General features: G+C 64.7%; 13 protein-coding genes. 7 read left to right on the forward strand and 6 right to left on the reverse strand.

What is annotated here, in order from left to right:
• Nucleotides 1-83: 83 nt before the first annotated feature.
• From PSOLE_RS15000 to phhA, 3 genes are all read right to left on the reverse strand, one after another.
• On the reverse strand, nt 84-1,280 hold the full coding sequence (locus PSOLE_RS15000; RefSeq protein WP_074858520.1) for an amino acid aminotransferase: 1,197 nt from the start codon (nt 1,278-1,280) through the stop codon (nt 84-86).
• Nucleotides 1,277-1,630 carry a 4a-hydroxytetrahydrobiopterin dehydratase gene (locus PSOLE_RS15005; protein ID WP_003462175.1) on the reverse strand — a complete coding sequence of 118 codons (354 nt, stop codon included), beginning with the start codon at nt 1,628-1,630 and terminating at the stop codon, nt 1,277-1,279. The genes PSOLE_RS15000 and PSOLE_RS15005 overlap by 4 nt, the downstream gene beginning before the upstream one ends.
• 229 nt (nt 1,631-1,859) lie before the next feature.
• The gene (gene phhA, locus PSOLE_RS15010) at nt 1,860-2,645 is read right to left on the reverse strand and encodes a phenylalanine 4-monooxygenase (RefSeq protein WP_003462173.1); all 786 of its coding nucleotides are present in this window, start codon (nt 2,643-2,645) and stop codon (nt 1,860-1,862) included.
• Nucleotides 2,646-3,082: 437 nt separating this feature from the next.
• On the opposite strand from phhA, the gene PSOLE_RS15015 reads away from it, so the two are divergent.
• Nucleotides 3,083-4,636 (forward strand): sigma-54-dependent phenylalanine hydroxylase transcriptional regulator PhhR, encoded by a 1,554-nt coding sequence (locus PSOLE_RS15015; protein ID WP_003462171.1) that lies wholly within the window; start codon nt 3,083-3,085, stop codon nt 4,634-4,636.
• Between the two features lie 86 nt (nt 4,637-4,722).
• Here PSOLE_RS15015 and PSOLE_RS15020 read toward each other — a convergent pair whose 3' ends face one another.
• Both PSOLE_RS15020 and PSOLE_RS15025 read right to left on the reverse strand, forming a co-directional pair.
• Nucleotides 4,723-5,277: a nucleoside deaminase gene (locus PSOLE_RS15020; RefSeq protein ID WP_003462169.1), complete on the reverse strand. Its 555-nt coding sequence runs from the start codon at nt 5,275-5,277 to the stop codon at nt 4,723-4,725.
• A 228-nt stretch (nt 5,278-5,505) separates the two neighbouring features.
• The gene (locus PSOLE_RS15025; RefSeq protein WP_003462167.1) at nt 5,506-6,393 is read right to left on the reverse strand and encodes a LysR family transcriptional regulator; all 888 of its coding nucleotides are present in this window, start codon (nt 6,391-6,393) and stop codon (nt 5,506-5,508) included.
• 200 nt (nt 6,394-6,593) lie between these two features.
• On the opposite strand from PSOLE_RS15025, the gene PSOLE_RS15030 reads away from it, so the two are divergent.
• From PSOLE_RS15030 to PSOLE_RS15055, 6 genes are all read left to right on the forward strand, one after another.
• Nucleotides 6,594-7,421 (forward strand): FAS1-like dehydratase domain-containing protein, encoded by an 828-nt coding sequence (locus PSOLE_RS15030; RefSeq protein ID WP_074858514.1) that lies wholly within the window; start codon nt 6,594-6,596, stop codon nt 7,419-7,421.
• Between the two features lie 175 nt (nt 7,422-7,596).
• On the forward strand, nt 7,597-8,760 hold the full coding sequence (locus PSOLE_RS15035; RefSeq protein ID WP_059391297.1) for an acyl-CoA dehydrogenase family protein: 1,164 nt from the start codon (nt 7,597-7,599) through the stop codon (nt 8,758-8,760).
• Nucleotides 8,761-8,770: 10 nt separating this feature from the next.
• On the forward strand, nt 8,771-10,123 hold the full coding sequence (locus tag PSOLE_RS15040) for an MmgE/PrpD family protein (protein ID WP_074858512.1): 1,353 nt from the start codon (nt 8,771-8,773) through the stop codon (nt 10,121-10,123).
• Between the two features lie 14 nt (nt 10,124-10,137).
• On the forward strand, nt 10,138-11,340 hold the full coding sequence (locus PSOLE_RS15045; protein ID WP_074858509.1) for a CaiB/BaiF CoA transferase family protein: 1,203 nt from the start codon (nt 10,138-10,140) through the stop codon (nt 11,338-11,340).
• A 109-nt stretch (nt 11,341-11,449) separates the two neighbouring features.
• Entirely contained in the window at nt 11,450-12,271 is an 822-nt protein-coding gene (locus PSOLE_RS15050) for an HpcH/HpaI aldolase/citrate lyase family protein (RefSeq protein WP_003462158.1), read from the forward strand.
• 130 nt (nt 12,272-12,401) lie between these two features.
• Nucleotides 12,402-13,397: a TRAP transporter substrate-binding protein gene (locus tag PSOLE_RS15055; RefSeq protein WP_074858506.1), complete on the forward strand. Its 996-nt coding sequence runs from the start codon at nt 12,402-12,404 to the stop codon at nt 13,395-13,397.
• Between the two features lie 379 nt (nt 13,398-13,776).
• Here PSOLE_RS15055 and PSOLE_RS15060 read toward each other — a convergent pair whose 3' ends face one another.
• On the reverse strand, nt 13,777-14,712 hold the full coding sequence (locus PSOLE_RS15060) for a hydroxymethylglutaryl-CoA lyase (protein ID WP_074858503.1): 936 nt from the start codon (nt 14,710-14,712) through the stop codon (nt 13,777-13,779).
• Nucleotides 14,713-14,823 lie beyond the last annotated feature (111 nt).

Raw genomic sequence — 14,823 nt, forward strand, 5'->3', positions numbered from 1 at the left:
TATTTTCTGAGTCGCTACGCTGCGCGCTGCCGGGGCGCCGGAACCTGTGCGTGCACCGATTCCGGCCCGTTGCGTTGGCTGCATCAAAGGCTGACCTGGGCGATGGCGCTGGCCAATTGGTCGAGCCGTGTGGCGTCCAGTCCGGCGACGTTGGCGCGGCCACTGCCGACCATGTACACGCTGAACTCCTCGCGCAGGCGTTGCACCTGCAGCGGCGACAAGCCGGTGTAGGAGAACATGCCACGCTGTTCGGCGATGTGCGCGAAACGCTCGCTCAGGCCGTGTGGCGCCAGTGCCTCGACCAGGCCACGGCGCAGGCTGGCAACGCGCAGGCGCATACCCTCCAGCTCGTCCTGCCACAGGCGCTTCAGTTCATCGTCACCGAGGATCTGCGCCACCACCGCCGCGCCGTGAGCCGGCGGCGTCGACCACAGGTTGCGGGCGATGGAGGCCAGCTGACTGCGAATGTCGACGAGTTTCTCTGCCTCGCTGGCGCAGACGATCAGGGCACCGGTGCGTTCGCGATAGAGGCCGAAGTTCTTCGAGCAGGAGCTGGTGATCAGCAGCTCCGGCAACTCGGCGGCGAACAGGCGCACTGCCCAGGCATCTTCTTCCAGACCATCGCCAAAGCCCTGGTAGGCGAAGTCGATCAGTGGCAGCAGTTCACGCGCCTTGACCACCTCCAGCACGCGTTTCCAGTCGCGCGGAGCGAGGTCGAAGCCGGTGGGATTGTGGCAGCAGGCATGCAGTAGCACCACGTCGCCCTTGGGCAGATGGGTGAGGGCGGCGATCATGGTCTCCACGTCGAGGCGGTTATCGGCGCCGACATAGGCGTAGTGACCGACCTTGAGGCCGGCCTCGGCGAACAGGGTTTCGTGGATCGGCCAGGTCGGGTCGCTCAGCCAGATACCGCGCCCCGGCAGGCAGTGGCGGATGAAGTCGCCCGCCAGGCGCAGCGCGCCGGTGCCACCGGGTGTTTGTGTTGCGCCGGCGCGCTGCTCGGCGAGCAGTGCCGAGTCAGCGCCCAGCACCAGCTGGCTCAGCAGTGTGCCGAATGCCGCGTCGCCGTGGCCGCCGATGTAGGTCTTGGTTTGTTCGACGTCGATCAGGCGCTGCTCGGCCAGCTTCACCGCACGCGGGATCGGCGTCAGGCCCTGGGCGTCCTTGTAGACGCCGACACCAAGGTCCAGGCGCGCCGGGTTGCTGTCGAGGCGATAGGCTTCCATCAGGCTGAGGATGGGATCACCCGGGACGCGGGCGATCTGGGCGAAATGCTTCACTTGCGGCCCTCGGCGCTAGCGGCCAGCACATCGGTACGTGCGGCCATGATGAAGTCGTTGCGGTGCAGGCCGCGCATTTCGTGGCTCCACCAGGTGACGGTGACCTTGCCCCATTCGGTGAGCAGCGCAGGGTGATGGCCCACTTCCTCGGCGATGGCGCCAACGGCGTTGGTGAATGCCAGGGCATGGCGGAAATTCTTGAACAGGTACACGCGCTCCAGCTCCATATGGTCGCCGCGTACCTCGATGTTCCAGTCGGGGATCTCGCGGATCAGCTCGGCGAGTTCTTCATCGGTCACTTTCGGCGCATCGGCGCGGCAGGCTTCGCATTGGTTTTGGGCAAGGCTCATTGGGGTTCTCCTGGGTAAACAATGTAATGACAGTAGTTGATCATCGAGTGTAGGAGCCGCGCCCTCGCGGCGAATCGCGGGGGCAACGCCGATAAGGGAGTCAGGCCGCAATCGTTTCGCGCCGGGGCGGCGCTCCTACAGGATGTTGGATTGCACCATCGTGTAGGAGCCGCGCCCCCGCGGCGAATTGATAGGGCAACGCCATTTGTTGGTAATGGGCCGTCACGGTCTACGCGGCTTTCGGCGGAAATTTCGGCGCGTGCAGGCCGAGCGCCATGGCTTGATGCACCAGCGCCATAATGTCTTCCTGAGCCAGCTCGAACAGGCGCTTGAGCTCGGGCAGGACGAAGTACACCGGCTGCAGGATGTCGATGCGATACGGCGTGCGCATCGCTTCCAGCGCATCGAAGGGCTGGTGCTCGGGCACGTCGGACAGGGCGTAGAGGGTTTCCTTCGGCGAGGAGAGGATGCCGCCGCCATAGATGCGCCGGCCCTGCGGAGTGTCGAGCAGGCCGAACTCGATGGTCAGCCAGTACAGCCGCGCCAGGTAGATACGCTGCTCTTTCGTGGCCTTGAGACCGAGCTTGCCGTAGGTGTGGGTGAATTCGGCGAACCAGGGGTTGGTCAGCATCGGGCAGTGGCCGAATATCTCGTGGAAGATGTCCGGTTCCTTCAGGTAGTCCAGCTCCTCGGGCGTGCGGATGAAGGTGGCGACAGGAAACTGCTTGCTGGCCAGCAGCTCGAAGAAGGTCTGGAACGGGATCAGTGCCGGCACCCGCGCCACTCGCCAGCCGGTGCTGGCTTCGAGCACGCGGTTGATCTCGCCGAGCTGCGGAATGCGCTCCATGGGCAGGCCGAGTTGCTCGATACCGTCCAGGTATTCCTGGCAGGCGCGATTCTCGATCACTTCCAGTTGGCGGGTGATCAGGGTATTCCACACCCGATGCTCGCTTTCCGGGTAATGGATAAAGCCACTCTCGTCCGGTTCCCGGGCCAGGTACTGCGTACTCTTCATCGCTGCCTCCTTCTGGGGGCTGTTGTTCTTGTCCTGACCCGAGCATGCCGCTGATCGCTCGGGTTGAAACGGTGCTCATAAGCAGGGCAGTCCAGGATTAGCCGGGGAAACTGTAAAATTTTGATTACGATATTGGCGGTATGGCGATTTATCGGCTTGCTGCTGTGTTTGGCTGTCACATATTCTTGACGGAAATTATGCTGCCATCGTCGATTTCAGCGACCTGGCGGCGGCCATAACAATAAGACCAAGACGCTATTCACGGCCTCGCGAGCTAGAGCGCTACAAGGCGAAAACGAGAGAGGAGCGGCCGGGGTCGCGGGCGACTGTACTTTTGTACATGAGCATTCCGACCGGGCTGGCGATCCAGCTTGTTTTTAACGCAGTAGCGCCGACGCGCAGCAGGCCGTGGATGACGTCTAACAAGAGCCTGAGCCATGCGTATCAAGGTCCACTGCCAAAACCGTGTTGGCATCCTGCGTGACATCCTCAACCTGCTGGTCGACTACGGCATCAATGTCGCCCGCGGCGAAGTGGGCGGCGAGCAGGGCAACGCCATCTACCTGCACTGTCCAAATCTGATCAACCTGCAGTTCCAGTCACTGCGGCCGAAGTTCGAGGCCATTGCCGGGGTATTCGGCGTCAAGCGCGTGGGCCTGATGCCCAGCGAGCGCCGTCATCTGGAGCTCAACGCGCTGCTCGGTGCGCTGGATTTCCCGGTGCTGTCGATCGACATGGGCGGCAGCATCGTCGCCGCCAATCGCAGCGCCGCGCAGCTGCTCGGCGTGCGCGTCGACGAGGTGCCGGGCATGGCGCTGTCGCGTTATGCCGAGGACTTCGACCTGCCCGAGTTGGTGCGCGCCAACAAGGCGCGGATCAACGGCCTGCGGGTGAAGATCAAGGGCGATGTGTTTCTCGCCGATATCGCGCCGTTGCAGAACGAGCACGACGACAGCGAGGCGCTGGCCGGCGCGGTGCTGACCCTGCACCGCGCCGACCGCGTCGGCGAGCGCATCTACCACGTGCGCAAGCAGGAGCTGCGCGGCTTCGACTCGATCTTCCAGAGCTCCAAGGTGATGGCCGCGGTAGTCAAGGAAGCGCGCCGTATGGCGCCGCTGGACGCGCCGCTGCTGATCGAGGGCGAAACCGGCACCGGCAAGGAGCTGCTGGCGCGCGCCTGTCACCTGGCCAGCCCGCGCGGGCAATCGCCGTTCATGGCACTTAACTGCGCAGGGTTACCAGAGTCCATGGCCGAGACCGAGCTGTTCGGCTACGGCCCCGGTGCTTTCGAAGGCGCGCGCCCGGAAGGCAAGCTCGGACTGTTGGAGCTGACTGCAGGCGGCACGCTGTTTCTCGATGGCGTCGGCGAGATGAGCCCGCGTCTGCAGGCCAAGCTGCTGCGCTTTCTGCAGGATGGTTGCTTCCGCCGTGTGGGCAGCGACGAGGAGGTGTACCTGGACGTGCGAGTGATCTGCGCCACCCAGGTCGATCTGTCCGAACTCTGCGCCCATGGCGAGTTTCGTCAGGATCTCTACCACCGCCTTAACGTGCTCAGCCTGCATATCCCGCCGCTGCGCGAATGCCTCGATGGCCTGGCACCTTTGGTCGAGCACTTTCTCGATTCCGCCAGCCGGCAGATCGGTTGTGCGCTGCCGAAACTGGCGCCGCAGGCCTTCGAGCGCATGGCCCATTACCATTGGCCGGGCAACGTGCGGCAACTGGAAAACGTGCTGTTCCAGGCGGTGTCGCTGTGCGATGGCGGTACGGTAAAGGCCGAGCATATCCGCCTGCCGGACTACGGCGCGCCACAGCCGCTCGGTGAGTTCTCTGTCGACGGCAACCTCGACGATATCCTCGGCCGCTTCGAGAAGGCGGTGCTGGAGCGGCTGTTCCGCGATCACCCGAGCAGCCGTCAGTTGGGCAAGCGCCTCGGTGTCTCCCATACCACCATCGCCAACAAGCTACGGCAGCACGGGTTGGGCAAGGAGTAGACGCAGGGTGCGCCGCGCGCACCAACGCTCCGCTAGCTCTGGTTGATGTCTGCGATTTTGGGTGCGCACGGCGCCCCCTACGGTTTTCAACGACCGCCGCGCCATGCCGCGAGCACGCGCTCGCGCATGGCTCGTCGGTCTTGCAGGCGCTCGATCAGTTGCTCGGCTAGGTCGAGCCAGTAGGGATCGACCTTGGCCTGAACCACCGCAAGGCCGGAAGCGAGATTGGCCCAGGCCGGAGGCAGGCGGCCGTGACGCAGGGCGAATCCGCCGTCACGGTCACGCGCCAGGTAGCGTACGCGGGTGATGCCGGCCAGCAGGATACGGCCGTAGCACATCAGGCAGGGTTCGAGGCTGACGTACAGGGTCAGACCTCGGCGGTCGACTTGCGCATGTTCGCTTTCGAGCTGGTCGAGCACCTGCATCTCGGCGTGGGCGGCGCTGCTGTAAGTCGAGGTGAACACCTGGTTGCGAGCGCTGCACAGCAATTCACCTGCGCCATCCACCAGCAGTGCGCCGACCGCATAACAACCTTCTTCGAGTGCCAGCAGGGCTTGTTCGCAGCACAGCCTGGCCCAGGTGTCATCGTCGTGAGTGCTGGCTGGCGCCTGCTGCAACAGGGCGAGGTGCTCGGTGTTCATGGCGTCTCCATGGCCGGCGAAATGTTGTCGGAGTATGGCCCGCCATTGGTCACGTGCCCTACGACCTTGGTGCAATAGGCAGGGCAGGCACCGGCGGCGACACTGAGGCCGTCCCGATCATCCTGCGTGATTTGGGTGCAAGCGTTTCCGCATTCCTTTCGAGGAGTGCCTTGAATGGGCGGGCGACCAATTTGGTCGCCCTTTTTTTGCCCGGAATTTCGCCCGGCTCTAGACGCCCTGGTTCAGCCGGTCGATCAGCGCGCGTACGCTGCCCGGCAGCGCATCCAGCTCCCGTACCAGCATGCTGCGCTCGCGTACCGCCCAGGCTTCGTCCAGTTGCAGGATGGCCAGTTGCATGGTGCGGCTGTGCCGGCGTGCGGCCGATTCGGGAATGATGCCGATACCGACGCCGCCTTCGATCATCCGGCAGATCGCCTCGAAGCTCGATACCTGGATACGCAGGGCCAGGTTGCCGCCGAGTTTCTCCACCTGTTCACGCAAAAAACTCAGCAGCGTGCTGCCCTCGTGCAGGCCGATGTGCTGGTAGGCGAGGGTGTCGTTGAAGCTCACCGATTGCCGCCGCGCCAGGGCATGGCCCAGTGGCACCGCCAGCACCAGGCGGTCGGTGCTGAAGTGCAGCACCTGCAGGCCGGGCGTCTGCACCGGGCCGGCGATGATGCCCAGATCCGCAGCGCCGTCGAGTACCCCACGAACTATGTCGCGGCTGAGGCGCTCCTGCAGGTCGACGGTGACGCCCGGGCGTTCGGCGAGAAAACCGGCCATGACCTCGGGGAGGAACTCGGTCACTGCCGTGGTGTTGGCGAAGATGCGGATATGCCCGACGGCGTCGGTGCCGTATTCGGTGAATTCGCTCTTCAGATAATCCACCTGGCGCATGATCAGCCGCGCATGCTGCAGCAGGCGCTGGCCGGCCGGGGTCAGCTCGACGCCACGGCTGTCGCGGTACAGCAGGCGGCTGCCGAGCTGGTTTTCCAGCGCCTTGATCCGCGCGCTGGCGGCGGCCGGCGAGAGAAACGCCTTGCGCGCGCCCTGGGTCAGGCTTGGCGACTCGGCGATATGGATGAACAGGCGCAGGTCGGGCAGATCGAAATGCATGGTGGCCATTTCCTGAGGTCATTCGTAGGAGCCCGCTTGCGGGCGATCACTGGCGATCTGTAAAGCATCGCCCGCAAGCGGGCTCCTACAGGATTGGCGTTAAGCATATCCGAACGCTGGTTTAAATAAATGCGGATTCTCTGAACGCGGGCGGCGTCGCATGCTCCAGCTCACACAAGAACCGAGCTGGAACCTGCCCCATGAGTGATTCTGCTTTTTCCGCCTGGATCGGTCGTAGCGAAGAAGCCCACGACCAACTCAGCCGCAATCTGGTCAAGCGCATCGCCGCCACCTTTGGCGAAGCCACGCCGGCCCATGGCGAGGTGCTGCCGCCGCTGTGGCACTGGGCGTTTTTTCAAGAGCCAATCGCCGAGAACGGTCTGGGCGAGGACGGCCATCCGGCGCGTGGTAGCTTCCTGCCGCCGGCCGACAACCGCAACCGCATGTGGGCCGGCGGCCGAATCGAGTTCATCCAGCCACTGCGGGTGGGTGGCGAAGCCAGCCGGGTATCGACCATCAAGCACATCGAGGAAAAGCACGGCCGCACCGGCGCGCTGCTGTTCGTCACCGTGCAGCACGACTACCTGCAGGACGGCCAACTGGCCATCCGCGAGGAGCAGGACATCGTCTACCGCGAGCCCAGCCCGCCCAAGACCAGCAGTGGCGAGCCGCTTATTGCCGGCGACTGGCGTGAGGCAGTCACACCGTCCAGCACCCTGCTGTTTCGCTACAGCGCGGTTACCTTCAACGGCCACCGCATCCACTACGACTGGCCCTATGTCACCGAAACCGAAGGCTACAGCGGCCTGGTGGTGCACGGCCCGCTGATCGCCACCCTGAACCTGCGCGCCTTCTGCCGCGCCAACCCGCAGGCGCGCCTGCGTCATTTCGCCTATCGCGGCCTGCGCCCGTTGATCGCACCGAACCCCTTCGAGGTGGGCGGGCGTATCAGTGGCGAGGGCCACGCCGAGCTGTGGGCAGGTAACGAGGCCGGCCTGGCGCAGCGCGCCGACGTGCAGTTCGACTGATTTTGTAGGGCGGACCGGGACGCCGGCCGCTCGTAGCGACAGCGAACAGTCCGCCGAACCATGCCAGTACCGGCACCGCACCTAAGGCTCAGCTTTCTAACGGCGTACTGCTTCGCGAGTACGCCCTACATCGTTACCGGGCAGTGCCACGCCCACATGATTTCGAGGAAGACCGATGGACTACAACAATAACGAAGAACTCAACGCCATCCGTGAAGGCGTGCGCGCGCTCTGTGCGGAATTCCCGGCCGAATACTGGCGCAAGATCGATGAAGAGAAGGGCTTCCCCGAGGCCTTCGTCACGGCCATGACCGAAGCCGGCTGGCTGTCGGCGATGATCCCCGAGGAATACGGCGGCTCGGGCCTGGGGCTGGCCGAAGCCTCGGTGATCCTCGAGGAAGTCAACCACTGCGGCGGCAACTCCGGCACCATCCACGGGCAGATGTACAACATGTTCACCTTGCTGCGTAACGGCAGCGAGGAGCAGAAGCGCCACTACCTGCCGAAGCTGGCCAGCGGCGAGCTGCGCCTGCAGTCGATGGGCGTCACCGAGCCGACCACCGGCACCGACACCACCAAGATCAAGACCACCGCCGTGCGCCAGGGCGACAAGTATGTGATCAACGGGCAGAAGGTGTGGATCTCGCGTGTGCAGCATTCCGACCTGATGATCCTGCTGGCGCGCACCACGCCGCTGGCCGAGGTGCAGCGCAAGTCCGAGGGCATGTCGATCTTCCTGGTCGACCTGCGCGAGGCCATCGGCAACGGCCTGACCGTGCAGCCGATCGCCAACATGGTCAACCACGAGACCAACGAGCTGTTCTTCGACAACCTGGAAATCCCCGCCAGCAGCCTGATTGGTGAAGAAGGCAAAGGTTTCCGCTACATCCTCGACGGCCTCAATGCCGAGCGCACGCTGATCGCGGCGGAGTGCATCGGCGATGGTCGCTGGTTTATCGAGAAGTCCGCGCAGTACGCCCGTGATCGTGTGGTGTTCGGCCGGCCCATCGGGCAGAACCAGGGCGTGCAATTCCCCATCGCCGAGGCGCATATCGAGATCGAGGCGGCCGACCTGATGCGCTGGCGCGCCTGCGAGGAATACGACGCGGGGCGCAATGCCGGGGCCGCTGCCAACATGGCCAAGTACCTGGCGGCCAAGGCCAGCTGGGAGGCGGCCAACGCCTGCCTGCAGACCCATGGCGGCTTCGGCTTCGCCAACGAATACGACGTCGAGCGCAAGTTCCGCGAAACCCGCCTGTACCAGGTGGCGCCGATCTCCACCAACCTGATCCTCTCTTATGTAGCCGAGCACCTGCTCGAGCTGCCACGCTCTTTCTGAGGCCGCGACCATGAGCACACATACTCAGCAGCTCGCTGCATTCCTCGCCAATCTCAATTACGAGCAGATTCCCGAGCACGTACTGGACCGCACCGAAGACCTGTTCCTCGACTGGCTCGGCTCGGCTCTGGCTAGCGAGGGCGCCCGCCCCATCCCGCTGTTCGAGGCCTATGCGCAGAAGATGGGCCCGGCCGATGGCCCGGCGCGCATCCTGGTCAATGGTCGTGGCACCTCGGCGTACTTCGCCGCACTGGTCAACGGCGCATCGTCGCACCTGGTAGAGCAGGACGACCTGCACAACAGCTCGGTGTTGCACCCGGCCACCGTGGTCTTCCCGGCGGCCCTGGCGGCGGCGCAGGATCTCGGCAAGTCCGGGCGCGAGCTGCTGCTGGCCTCGGTCGCCGGCTACGAGGCGGGCATTCGCATCGGCGAATTCCTTGGTCGCTCGCACTACCGCATCTTTCACACCACGGCGACTGTGGGCACCCTGGCCGCTGCGGTGGCCGTGGGCAAGCTGCTGGACTTCGACCAGCAGCAGTTCATCCACCTGCTCGGTAATGCCGGTACCCAGGCTGCAGGCTTGTGGGAGTTCCTGCGCGATGCCGCCGACTCCAAGCAGCTGCACACCGCCAAGGCGGCGGCCGATGGTCTGCTTGCCGCGTACTTCACCGAGGAGGGCCTGACCGGCGCGCAGAACATTCTCGAAGGCGAGCAGGGCATGGCTGCGGGCATGTCCAGTGACGCCAATCCAAGCAAGCTGTCGGACCGTCTCGGCCGGCGCTGGGCGCTGGTGGAGACCTCGTTCAAGTTCCACGCCTCCTGCCGCCATACCCATCCGGCGGCTGACGCGCTGCTCGACCTGATGCAGCGCGAAGGTCTGCGCCACGAGCAGATCGAGCGCGTCATCGCCCGTGTGCATCAAGGCGCCATCGATGTGCTCGGCCGCGTGACCGTGCCGCAGACCGTGCACCAGGCCAAGTTCTCCATGGGCACGGTGCTCGGCCTGATCGCCGTGCATGGCAGTGCGCAGCTGACCGAGTTCGCCAATCTGGCGCTGCAGGACCCGGCCGTGGCCGCCTTCCGCGACAAGGTGCAGATGCGCCTGGACCCGGAGGTGGATGTGGCTTACCCGCAGCGCTGGCTGGGCCGCGTCGAGGTGATCACCACCGATGGCCGCACCCTGCGTGGTGCCATCGACGAACCCAAGGGCGACCCCGGCAACACCCTCAGCCGCGCCGAGCTGGAAGACAAGTTCCGCCGTCTGCTGGCCTTCGCCGGCCAGCGCAGCAGCGATGAGGCCGGCGTGCTGATCGAGCGGGTCTGGCGCCTGCGCGAAACCGACGACCTGAGCCAGTTGGTCTGACCGAGGACATGGACATGAACAACGCACAACAACCCCGGCCACTGGATGGCATCACCGTGGTCAGCCTGGAACATGCCATCGCTGCGCCGTTCTGTACCCGCCAGCTCGCCGACCTCGGCGCGCGGGTGATCAAGGTCGAGCGTCCCGGCAGTGGCGACTTCGCCCGTGGCTATGACGAGCGCGTCGACGGCCTGGCCTCGCATTTCGTCTGGACCAACCGCTCCAAGGAAAGCCTGACCCTCGACCTCAAGCAGGACGATGCGATGCAGGTGCTCGATAGCCTGCTGGCCAAGGCCGACGTGCTGGTGCAGAACCTCGCACCGGGCGCCGCCGCGCGCATGGGGTTGTCGTTCGAAGCGCTGCACGAACGCTTTTCCCAGCTGATCGTCTGCGACATCTCCGGCTACGGTGAAGGCGGCCCGTACGAGCAGAAGAAGGCCTACGACCTGCTGATCCAGAGCGAGGGCGGCTTTCTCTCCGTCACCGGCGGCGCTGGCGAGGAGGAGATGGCCAAGGCCGGCTGCTCCATCGCCGATATCGCTGCCGGTATGTACGCCTATACCGGCGTGCTGTCAGCGCTGATGCTGCGCGGCAAGACCGGTGTCGGCAGTCGCGTCGATGTGTCGATGCTGGAAAGCCTGGTGGAGTGGATGGGTTACCCGCTGTACTACGCCTACGACGGCGCCACGCCGCCGCCGCGCGCTGGCGCCGCGCACTCGACCATCTACCCCTATGGCCCGTTCCCGGCTGGCGACGGCGGCACGGTGATGCTCGGCCTGCAGAACGAGCGTGAGTGGCAGGCGTTCTGCGCCAAGGTGCTGGAGCAGCCAGAACTGGCCAGTGACGAGCGCTTTGCCGCCAACTTCAAACGTTCCGAAAACCGCAGCGAACTGCGTGCGCTGATCGTCGAAGCCTTCTCGCGCATGAGTACGGCGCAGGTCATCGAGCGCCTGGAGCTGGCGCAGATCGCCAATGCCCAGGTCAACGACATGGCTGGCGTCTGGGCTCACCCGCAACTCGAAGCGCGCCAGCGTTGGCGCCAGGTCGACAGCCCCAGCGGCAGCCTGCCGGCGCTGTTGCCGCCGGGGCGCAACAGCGCCTTCGAACCGCGCATGGATGCCATCCCGGCGTTGGGCCAGCACACCGATGCGTTGCTCGTCGAGCTGGGTTATGCCGCTGGCGATATCCAGCGCCTGCATGAACAGGGGGCGGTATGAACTCGCCTGTTTGCGGATTCAATCCGGTTGCGTGTCGTTGCGTAGGGTGCGCTGTGCGCACCGATGAATCCAGAAGCTGGTGCGCACGGCGCACCCTACGGGGCAAGGTATGAATTCACAGATCATTCGCAGCGCCCTGTTCGTGCCGGCGAGCCGCCCGGAGCGCATCCCCAAGGCGCTCGCCGTCGGTGCCGACGCGGTCATCGTCGACCTGGAAGACGCCGTGCAGGAGAGCCTCAAGGTCGAGGCCCGCGCCCATCTCGATGGCTTTCTCACCGCCAATCCAGAGGCTCGCTTGCTGGTGCGCATCAACGCGCCAGAGCATGCCGGCCATGGCGCCGATATCGAACTGTGCGGCCGTCATGCCGGTGTCATCGGCGTGCTGCTGCCCAAGGTGGAAAGTGCTGCGCAGGTGGCGCGTGTGGCGGCCTGCGGCAAGCCGGTGTGGCCGATCATCGAGAGTGCAGCGGGGCTGCTGGCGCTGGCGGAGATCGCCCGCAGCGAAGGCGTCGAGCGCCTGTCCTTCGGCGCCCTTGACCTGGGGCTGGACCTGGGCCTGAGCAGCGGCAGCGCCGCGGCCGAACGCATCCTCGACCAGGCCCGTTATGCCTTGCTGCTGCATTCGCGCACGGCCGGCCTGGCCGCACCGCTCGACAGCGTATTTCCCGCCATCGAGGACCGCGACGGCCTTGCCCGCACGACGCGCGATGCCCGCGACATGGGCTTCGACGGTTTGCTCTGCATCCACCCGACTCAGGTGGCGCTCGTCCACGACGCCTTGCGCCCGACCGACCAGGAATTGGCCTGGGCGCGCCGGGTGATGACGGCAGCCAGCCGCGGCGACGGAGTCTTCGTGGTCGACGGCCAGATGGTCGACGCCCCCGTACTCGGTCGCGCTCGTCGTCTGCTGCAACGCGCAGGAGAACCGTAGGAGCCCGCTTGCGGGCGATGCTTATCAGCCGATCGCCGGCAAGCCGGCTCCTACAAAAAACGGCTGGCTGCCAAGGCAGTCAACCACCTTGTAACCACGTACCAACCTACAAAAACAATGAGGTAACGTCATGTTCAAACTCACCGCCAAGGCGCTCGCCTGCGCCGCCATTATGTCCTGTGCAGGCCTGGCTCAGGCTGCCGATGCGCCCATCCTGATCAAGTTCGCCCATGTGGTGGCAGACAACACACCCAAGGGGCAGGGCGCGCTGCTGTTCAAACAACTGGCCGAAGAGCGCCTGCCAGGCCGGGTGAAGGTAGAGGTCTACCCCAACTCGTCGCTGTTCGGCGATGGCAAGGAAATGGAGGCGCTGCTGCTCGGCGACGTGCAGATGCTGGCGCCGTCGCTGGCCAAGTTCGAGCAGTGCGCCAAACCGGTGCAGATCTTCGACCTGCCATTTCTGTTCGACAACATGGAGGCGGTCGACCGCTTCCAGGCCAGCCCGGAGGGTCGTGGGCTGCTGACCTCAATGGAAGACAAGAACATCACCGGCCTGGCTTACTGGCACAACGGCCTGAAGGTGATGTCGGCCAACAAACCGTTGCGTGATCCGGCCGATGCCCGTGGCCTGAAATTCCGTGTGCAGGCGTCGGCGGTGCTCGAGGAGCAGTTCAAGGCGGTGCGCGCCAACCCGCGCAAGATGAGTTTTGCCGAGGTCTATCAGGGCCTGCAGACCGGCGTGGTCAACGGCACCGAGAACACCTGGTCGAACTACTACAGCCAGAAGGTGCACGAGGTGCAGAAGTACATGACCGAGTCCGATCATGGCCTGATCGACTACATGGTGATTACCAACACCAAGTTCTGGAAGGGTCTGCCGGATGACGTGCGCAGTGAGCTGGAAACCATCATGGCCGAGGTTTCCGTCGAGGTGAACAAGCAGGCTGACGAGCTCAACCGCACGGCCAAAGAGGATATCGCCAAGGCAGGCACCACCGAGATCATCGAGCTGACCCCGCAGCAGCGCGCCGAGTGGCGTGAGGCGATGCGCCCGGTATGGCAGAAGTTCGAGAAGGAGATCGGTGCCGAGCTGATCCAGGCGGCGGAGAAGTCCAACCAGGGTTGAGTGTTCCCCTCTGACATGAAAACGCCCGGCTTGTGCCGGGCGTTTTCATGTCGAATGAGGGCATCGCGGCTAAAGCCCCTCCCACATTATTTTGTCAGCCCCTGACCGCAATTGGCTGTTGCAACTCGGCGCAGACCCTAACGCCGCGACGGTGTGACCTCATTACCCGTGTAGGAGCTCCGCCTCGGGGCGAAGCGATTGCAGCCATTGAGTGACTTTAGCGTTGGCCATGGCATTCGTCGCGGGGCGCGACTCCCACGATAAGCATCAACTCCGTGCTTTTGGGCTTAGCCTTCGGGGGCAGGCGATGAAAGTGGTATGCAGACGGACCGACGCTATCTTGTGCGAGGGGCTTTAGCCGCGATTTGGTAGCCGAACCTCAGAGCCCGGCCTCCTGCATCCACTTCGGCTTGGGATAGCGGCGATCGGATTTGCCCGCCTTGAGGATGGCGCCCGGCACCTCGTGGCCGATCAGGTCGGGCAGGGTGGCGGCGGCGTCGAGCAGGGCATCGAGGTTCACGCCGGTGTCCAGGCCCATGCGCTGGAACATGTGCACCAGATCCTCGGTGCAGATATTGCCGCTGGCACCCGGCGCGTAGGGGCAGCCACCGAGGCCGCCGAGCGAGGCGTCGAAGCGGTCGATGCCAGCATTCAGCGCCGCCAGTGCATTGGCCAGGCCCATGCCACGGGTGTTGTGAAAATGCGCGGTAAATACTGCTTCGGGCCAGCGCTGCAGGGCCTCGCGGCAGATGCGCTCGACCTGTGCCGGGTCGGCCATGCCGGTGGTGTCGCACAGGGTCACGCCCTGTACGCCGATCTCCAGCAGACGCTCGGTCAGTTCATATACGCGCGTCTCGGGCACCTCGCCCTCGAAGGGGCAGCCGAAGGTGGTCGACAGCGAGGTGTTGATGAGCACGCCGCTGCCACGCGTCACCTCGATGATCTCGGCGAACTGCGCCAGCGATTGCTCCGGCGTCATGCGCAGGTTGGCCAGGCCATGGGTGTCGCTGGCCGACATCACCAGGTTGATCTCATCCACTTCGCACGACAACGCGCGCTCGCAGCCCCTCACGTTGGGCACCAGCACGGTGTATTCCACGCCAGCCACGCGCTGGATGCCGCGCATCACCTCTTCGGCATCGCGCAGGTTGGGGATGGCTTTGGGCGAGGTGAAGGAGGTGACCTCGATCTTGGCCAGGCCGGTGTGGGACAGGCGGTCGATCAGGGCGATCTTGTCTTCGGTGGGCACGAAGGACGCTTCGATCTGGAAGCCGTCACGGGTGGCGACGTCCTGGATATAAAGGCGTTTGCTCATGGGTAATCCTCAATCTTTGATCGTTCCCACGTCGAACCGTCCGCGTGGGAATGCATCCGGCAGACGCTCTGCGTCGTCTGCTCTAAGGGGTGGACGCGGAGCGTCCTGGGC

Origin of the sequence: Pseudomonas oleovorans subsp. oleovorans (assembly GCF_002197815.1) — a bacterium.
Taxonomy (GTDB): Bacteria; Pseudomonadota; Gammaproteobacteria; order Pseudomonadales; family Pseudomonadaceae; genus Aquipseudomonas; species Aquipseudomonas oleovorans.